Annotated in this window: 5 protein-coding genes and 2 pseudogenes; 4 read left to right on the plus strand and 3 right to left on the minus strand. The window is 55.9% G+C overall.

Annotated elements, in window-relative coordinates; genetic code table 11:
- Nucleotides 1-148: 148 nt before the first annotated feature.
- The 3 genes and pseudogenes from AC54T3_RS17025 to AC54T3_RS17035 all read right to left on the minus strand — a co-directional run bounded on the left by AC54T3_RS17025 (nucleotide 149) and on the right by AC54T3_RS17035 (nucleotide 2,093).
- A pseudogene (locus AC54T3_RS17025) lies at nucleotides 149-488 on the minus strand (copper chaperone PCu(A)C).
- A gap of 11 nt (nucleotides 489-499) precedes the next feature.
- Nucleotides 500-1,108, minus strand: a complete 609-nt coding sequence (locus tag AC54T3_RS17030; RefSeq protein WP_496626507.1) for an SCO family protein — start codon at nucleotides 1,106-1,108, stop codon at nucleotides 500-502.
- A 595-nt stretch (nucleotides 1,109-1,703) separates the two neighbouring features.
- Nucleotides 1,704-2,093: a CBS domain-containing protein gene (locus tag AC54T3_RS17035; RefSeq protein WP_496626508.1), complete on the minus strand. Its 390-nt coding sequence runs from the start codon at nucleotides 2,091-2,093 to the stop codon at nucleotides 1,704-1,706.
- Nucleotides 2,094-3,045: 952 nt separating this feature from the next.
- On the opposite strand from AC54T3_RS17035, the gene AC54T3_RS17040 reads away from it, so the two are divergent.
- From AC54T3_RS17040 to AC54T3_RS17055, 4 genes and pseudogenes are all read left to right on the plus strand, one after another.
- A complete protein-coding gene (locus tag AC54T3_RS17040) occupies nucleotides 3,046-3,243 on the plus strand; it encodes a hypothetical protein (protein WP_496626509.1) in 198 nt (65 codons plus the stop codon).
- Nucleotides 3,244-3,247: 4 nt separating this feature from the next.
- Nucleotides 3,248-3,619 (plus strand): MOSC domain-containing protein, encoded by a 372-nt coding sequence (locus AC54T3_RS17045; RefSeq protein ID WP_496626510.1) that lies wholly within the window; start codon nucleotides 3,248-3,250, stop codon nucleotides 3,617-3,619.
- Nucleotides 3,620-3,918: 299 nt separating this feature from the next.
- Nucleotides 3,919-4,011, plus strand: a pseudogene (nifH, locus tag AC54T3_RS17050) (nitrogenase reductase); the annotation flags it as partial.
- Nucleotides 4,012-4,472: 461 nt separating this feature from the next.
- On the plus strand, nucleotides 4,473-4,851 hold a 379-nt coding region (locus tag AC54T3_RS17055), incomplete at its 3' end, for a rubredoxin (protein ID WP_496626511.1).

Below are 4,851 nucleotides of genomic sequence, written 5' to 3' on the forward strand. Positions count from 1 at the left end.
ATGCGCCTTTCCTCGGCGGAAAAGGGGCTTGGCTGAAGAAGCTTGCTAATCAGGTAACCCGATGTCCGAAAACCAGCGTTGGAAGACCTCTCTGGCGGCAGTTCTCAGCGCGCAACCCGGCTACCGCGATACCAGGAATCTGTGCGATTTAACCGATCAGACTTTGCTTCAGACCGATTAGCATAATGTGCAGACCAGCCGGTTTAAGAACCACTTCCTCATTACTACTCCACGTTATCTGTGGAACCTTGCGCATCTGCATAACCCCCAACGTGGCTATGAGTATGCAGTTCAACCACGCCTGCGGCAGAACTTGAGGTTGATTGCAGAGCAATCTGGTCGTCGCTGGTGTTTTTCAGTGTCAGGAAGACGGCGCTATTTGGCTGGCCTGGAGGGACGGCGCGGGCGTAGGAACCGACACCCGAACGTCTGCCATAGCAGCGCTGGACAGCGTGAGTGCGGTCAGTAGGGTGATAATTTTTTTTCATATTGTTACCATTTAGAGTAATTTACGAATTTCAACAGCCACTTCGTTGGGCATTGTACCCTGCATCAGGGTTTTGCTCAGCTGCCCCTGTTTATTAATCAGATAGATGCGAGATGAGTGATCCACGGCGTAGCCTATTGCGGAATCTTCCATCTCCACTTTGCGATAAAAAGCGCCATAACGATTGACCATCAGATCAATGTCTTTCTTTGTGCCTGTCATGCCGATGATTTTAGGATGAAAGAACTGGCTGTATTCTGCCAGCCGCTCTGGTGTATCACGTTCGGGATCAACACTGACAAACAATGGCTGTACCTGTTCCAGCTCTTCGGGGGACAGGTCCATGAGTGCCTGAGACATAATGGCCAGGGATGTAGGACAGACATCCGGGCAGTGGGTGTAACCGATATAGAGTACAGACACATTGCCTTTGAAATCTGATAATGACGTCGGCCCACTGAGGCTTTGCAGGGTAAAATCACCGCCCTGTCCTAGCCTATGCAGCAGAGGCTGGTCCGGATCTAAATCACGTGGCGACATCAGATAGGCCGTAACAATTCCCCCTAGCAATGTCATGGTGAATAACAGTAGATTGCGTCGAGTTGTCAGATTACTCGTCATGTTTACAGTCCTGTCGGGCACGGAGATCGAATCAGGTTTGTCCCGGTCTGGTGCTGACAGTCACGGTTGCCCGACAGGCCATCTCTCCCGCTGTACCTAGTGCCTGACAGAAAACCCGGTTTTAGACAAAAATGCGCCGAGGCGACTGCCCCACAGCCGGCTCTGATGAATCACGATTCAGCTCAATCTGAGCGAATCAGTCACTAGAATAAGAATGCCATCCCGTGAACGGGTATCAACGCGGATGGCGCCAATGTCTTGTTCACTGAGTTGCAATTGGGCTTAATGAGTTCGCACATTTTGAAATGACGAAACTGATTTCTCTTTCAGGAACAGAATGCTCCTGTCAACCCGGCAGATCCGGGCGATTACCTTTGTTATTGACGACTCACCGGTCTATCGCGATCACTTCGAACTCCACGCCGTCCCATCAGGAGGTCCCGCTCAAGCAAGCGGACGCCTTCGCTTGCAGCAAGGACGCGGAGCGCCACCCGCGAGAGACGACAGGGATAAACTATGACGTCACCGAACTGGCGGAGAGGCCCTACTGCGGTGAGGGTAGCGATTGCTGTTAGGTGCGCGGGGAGCCCGCTGGCTATTCCAGTTTTTCCAGCAGGACTTTTAGCGCGTCGATCTCGGTGAAGATCCCGACCAGCTCCTCACCTCTCACCACCGGAAGGCTTCCGAATTTCTTCTCCACAATCAAGCGCACCGCATCGATCAGCGGCGTGTCTTCGGTCACTGTCATCGGCTCTCTGGTCATGATGCGGGAGACCGGTGTGGTCAGGAGCACCCGCTCGTAGTCCTCCCGCCCCATACCTAACAGCAGCCCGGGTTGGGCGCGACGGATGTCCCGATCCGTCACCATCCCCACGAGCCTGGAGTCTTTGGTGACCGGCAAATGACGGATGTGGTGCTTCCCGAGCATGGGCACAGCCTCTTTGAGGCTCGTCTGCTCGGACACTTGGTAAACGGGCTTTGACATGTACTCTCCGACTCGCATAGGAAAAACCTCTTTTCGTTGTGCTGGAAACCGACCTTACTAGTGTAACGCTGTGAAAGTCCTGATGCTCCTTGATTGCTCATACTGCGAGCGGCTTGCCCCCTGGAAGATCCCACGAAACGGCTTGGCCAGGGTGTGATTTAAGTGGTTAATGGACGCGGTGATCTCCGCTCGCCTTTCGCAAACCGATTTTCCGCCGCAGCAGTTCAATTCGCAGCGTATTCCTCGCCCTGAGAGGCAATCCGGCACGGGTGTTGGCTGAAAGCGAATACATGCGTCATTCACGTCACCGATTCAGGGAGACGCCAGGAGTCGCGCCCGGCCAGCGGCGGTCACGCGTTCACCTGCCCATCCCTTTCGCTAATCGACCTATGCACAAACCAGGCCAGGTCCAGGTCGCAATCTGCCGCCAGCTGCCGCGTCCTGGCATCACGGCCTGCCCGGGCGCTGACCTCGCGGACCGCCACGAAATCGGTGGGGACGCCAGGAATGGGCGAATCGGCCGACTGCCGTCGCGCACCATTCCAGCGCCCGCAGCCGAGCTACGATCCGTCGTGCAGGCGCCCCGACCCTCGACGGCTCGCGTTGCAGGCGGGAATCGATCGCAATGGCGACAATCTGGCTATTGTTCTGGTAGCCGAAGAGACATTTTGTCGCAGCATCGCGGCTGGAGACGTCAATGCCAGCGCGTCTGGATCGGCAGCCAAGGCTCCGCGACCGAGGTCAATGTCGAGGTCGCAGGCTTGGGCGACCAACCGCACGACCGCCTCCGAGCAGTGGATGTTGAGACGGTTGTCCAGGAGCAGGTGCCATTGGGCGCTCGCATCAGTCTGCGCGAGGAGCGTCTCGAGCCAGTTAGTTTTTCTTTTTCCGACGCTTAAGGCTAAAGTTGACGGCATTGCCCAGCCATGGGCGCACCTTCAAGATCGCCACCATGGCGATCGACCCCAAGGACAGCAACGTCGAGAAGCTGGTCGTCCGCCGCAACCTCTCCTTCGGGAAGCGAGCCCGAGGGCGTCTCTTCGTCCACAGCCCTCGCATGAGCGGTACCATCGACGTCAACGAAAAGGACACCCCTCTCAAGCGCTCCCGCGCTCAGGCAAGTGAATCCCGCTCGTTCGGATCCTGGTGATCAGGTGAGCTTCGCTGACGGGTATCCCTTGCTTCTCACATCGGAACAATCACTCGTTGATCTTAACGCCCGTCTCGACCAACCGATCCCAATGTCGCGCTTTCGACCGAATGTCGTCGTGAAGGACGCTGACGCTTTCGCAGAGGACACCTGGAAGAAGATCACAATCGGTTCGACGAAGTGCACCGTGCCGAAACTCTATGATCGCTGCGCGGTCACGTCGATCGACGAAAGCTCTTCTAGAAAAGGCAAAGAACCCTTGAAGACCCTGGCGTCTTATCGTCGGTGGGGTGGCGCTGTGTGGTTTGGCGCTTACGTGATCCCCAAGAGCACAGGACGACTTCAGGACCGGCTGCGGAGTTCGTGCTGGCATTGAGTATGGAGATGGCGGCCGGCAGGTTGCATCGGGTCAGCGGGACGCCCGCCGATGCCGAGAGTCCCGGATCTCCGAGAAGCGGATCAAGAGCAACTGGTTTGTTGCTATCCATACAGGCCGCACCCCATTGTCAACTATGCTACAACACCAACAAGGTTGTAGGCGCTCATAATTCATTATAAAAACAAATAGATAAATGATTTCCCCGAGTTTGGCGCGGGGCTTGCTATTATACTTTAGGAACAAGAGCGATCACAGTCAACCTGCTGCTTGCAACGATCAAACCGGTAGATTTCATCATGGCACTGCGTCAGTGCCGCATTTACGGCAAAGGCGGAATCGGGAAGTCTACGACCACGCAGAACCTTGTCGCGGGTCTGGCCGAGTTGGGTCCACGCGGGACGCAGCGTACGTTCGCCGATGCAACCCGGCTGGCGTCGTCGGCGGTCTATCCGAATCAGGCATTCAGCTACCGAGACAATGTGCTGGCGCTGCAATTCCATTTGGAAGTTGAACCCGATGCCTTGGTAAAGCTGGTACCTCGGTCATGCGCACGAAATTGGGTCAGTCGAAGGGCTGGCGGTTCCTGAACTACGGGAAGATGGCCAGCGCTATGGGCCAACGCTGCAAGGCCCGGCCCAGCAGGTATGGGCGAAGTGGCTGGAGTCTCTGGCTGCTCAGGGTACCGGTCGAGGCAGTGGCATGAGCCGCTGAGAATGCCTACGGGAGTTCTACTGATGGTAGGGGCTTACGGCTTAGGCTCTCGTGTCGTAATGACCAATATCGGTCGCCGTTGTTAGGTGTGCGGTTAAGGATCATTTCGATCACTACATTAATACCGGAGAGAAGGAAGATGAGTTTTAAACGCTATCGTTGTAGCACTTGCGCGCATATCTACGACGAAGCTATGGGTGACCCGATTTTCGGGGTGGCCCCGGGGACTCGATTTGATGACCTGCCAGACGAATGGTTTAGTTCGGTGTGTGGTGATCCTCGCGAAAGTTTTGAATGTGTCGGTTTGTCCGAGCATGCGCAAGCCATTGGCGAGCGCAACAACGACCGGGAAGGCGATCCTATTGTGATTGTTGGCGCTGGGATCGGCGGTTGGTACATCGCCGAGCAACTGCGCCAAATGGGTGCCAAAAACCCGATCACCATCGTCACGAAAGATGATGGCGACTACTACTACAAGCCGCACCTGTCGGTGTCCGTTTCCAGCAAGTCACGTGCTG

The sequence above is a fragment of the Halochromatium sp. NSM3 genome (assembly GCF_059621085.1).